At 32.7% G+C, this 2,486-nt stretch carries 2 protein-coding genes; both read left to right on the top strand.

What is annotated here, in order from left to right; translation table 11 throughout:
* Positions 1 to 151: 151 nt before the first annotated feature.
* Positions 152 to 1,513, top strand: a complete 1,362-nt coding sequence (locus tag JL102_RS24075) for an energy transducer TonB (protein WP_202246888.1) — start codon at positions 152 to 154, stop codon at positions 1,511 to 1,513.
* 212 nt (positions 1,514 to 1,725) lie between these two features.
* Positions 1,726 to 2,313, top strand: coding sequence for a hypothetical protein (locus JL102_RS23330; protein WP_202246887.1), 588 nt, complete (start codon positions 1,726 to 1,728; stop codon positions 2,311 to 2,313).
* Positions 2,314 to 2,486 lie beyond the last annotated feature (173 nt).

The following is a 2,486-nucleotide window of genomic DNA, read 5'->3' as shown; positions in this document are numbered from 1 at the left end:
CAGTAAATTTAAGTTTCTTTTTTGAACTTAAACTGTTGACCTAATTTTTGGGGTATGATCAGAGGTTGGATATATGTTTAGCATGGCTGGAAATGAATATGACCAATTTATTAGTCACGAACACGCGAACACATACGATTTAAAATTTTCTGTGAACTTAAACTATGAATATGCTTCTGGAATAGCTTTTGACTTTAACGGAAAGAGTCGAGAGTACAAGTATATGATATTGACTCATAATAGTATTAAAGTAAAAAAATCCAAAGCTGACTATCCAGAAAAGATCGATTTGAAATTATTTAAAAAGTTTATTATAGGAGGAGATACACTTATTACTGTTGCTGATACCGTAATAAACCAAAAGCGGAAATTCAAGAAATATATTATACTCGGAAAAACAGATGAGACAGAGAATTATCTGCTATTTCAACGAAAACTCAAAAATAAGACTAAGTATTACTTAAAAAACAAGCAAACAGATGAATGGTTAGAAGTTAATTACAGGTTTGACCTTGACTTTCAAACAGAAGTAGTTTCTTTATTCGAACATGTGCCATACATTAAGTTGAAAAGGGCTTCTTTTGGTTATAATGATATCAAAAATCTAATAAAATCAGTAAGGTATTACGAAAGATATAAGGCCAATAAGAGCCTTTATTTCAGTAGTCTTATGAATGACGTAACAGATACAGAAAAAATGACCTACTACTGTCAAGTAGAAAATTTAGTAGGTTCTATATGGACTATTTCTTTTTATAACAAACAAGGACAAAAGCTTCTCAAAGGAGAATACTCAAATGTTGCTCCTTTAACTAAGCATGGTAACCATAAATGGTTTTATCCAGACGGAAAGATTAGAAAAGAGGCGCAATTTATTGAAGGTGATTTAGATGGTTCTTATCTCGTTTATAATCACGATGGGACAAAGCACTGCACTTTCAAGTACACAAAAAATGGTGACATGAAAGTGTTAAGTATTTTCGACAATAAAGGTGTAGAGCAAACTAAAGACATTAAAAAACATACCTACTATGACTATATAAACGATCGTACTTTAAATATTCAATACAAATATAACAAGCTAAATAAAATCAGTTACGTGGATAATGCATCTGGAGTCAAATATTATTTACTGACTGACATTCCTGCTTCTTCAAAAATTAAAGTTGACTTAGATTATCCTCAAAAGGAACTCAAAGAAGGTAAAGAAGGTATGGTAAGGATAAGGATTATGCTTGATGAAAAGGGAGGTATTTTGGATTATAAGGTCTTGTCAACTGTTGATGGACAATTCATAAAGCCAAGCGTTGATTTACTTCTCAACAAAGAATCAATAAAGTTTAAACCTGCTGCTAACTTTGAAGGAAAAGTTAAAAGTGAATTTATATACACAGTCATGTACAAAATACACAGGACTATTATTCATAGCAATTATGATTTCATGTTTCACCATAACATGATGATGCAACAGCAAATGATGACACCACAAATATCACCCCCAACCGGATACTAAATTTCCCGTTGCCATAATGTTCGGCATGGTTGCATGATTACCCCAGCTTCGTTGCATAGTATGGTCTGGATATTCGCATAAAACTTTAAAAGTCTCACAAAACGCTGCTATTCATTTTTAACATTAAATTAGTTAGATTGACCCCCATAACAGAAATAAGGGAATGTGTTTCCGTTACACGGATGTTGTAAGTCAAAAAAATCGAATGGACAGTGGTAAAATTAATAATCAGTAATTTATTCATCCTTGTCCTATTAACGAATGGAAATAGGATTAAAGCTCAGAATACTAGGATTGAGGATGATATTAAAAACATCAGGCACCAGTATCGGCAAATTGCATTAAAGCAAATATCAGGACTTGAAATTGATACAGTTGATTTTTCAGAACCAATAATTGAAGGAGAGGAACATCAAGGAGGGTCTCTTGAATTATATATTGTGTATCACACTAAGGCAGACACTTTCTTGATTAGTAATATTTCAATTCAGGATGAAGGCGGGGCATATTCAAAGAGGATTACAGAAGCTTATTTATGGGACTCATTACCATTCTTTTTTTATGTGCAGAGTGAAGGACTATATGAAGGAATTAAAAGAGAATTAAGAATTTATATTTCTGATGGAATGGTGATTAGGAAACTAAAAAAAGAGGCTAGGTTTTATGATCCTTCATTTGGATTTAAGCAACTATCTATGGACACCATTCCTAATAAATCAGCAACAATTGAAAGGGAAGATTTTAACAGGGTGAATGATTTTGTAGGAAATAGCAAGAGATATATTAGTAGTGGAAAATAATAAATTCGCCTTACAACAAATGCTAAAAATGAATATGCTAACTAAGTTCTTTGAAAAGACATTGCAAAGTGAAAACCTCTGTGCTTCTGGCAAGTGGTGCGCATACTCATTTTAGCTTGGCGTTAGTGTGCCACGAAGTGGTACAAATCCAATAGGTGAAAATCCTATCAGGG

Origin of the sequence: Fulvivirga sediminis, from assembly GCF_016757215.1 — a bacterium.
Classification (GTDB): Bacteria; Bacteroidota; Bacteroidia; order Cytophagales; family Cyclobacteriaceae; genus Fulvivirga; species Fulvivirga sediminis.
Note: the sequence above shows the minus strand (reverse complement) of the source record. Positions and strands in the feature narration are given on the sequence as shown.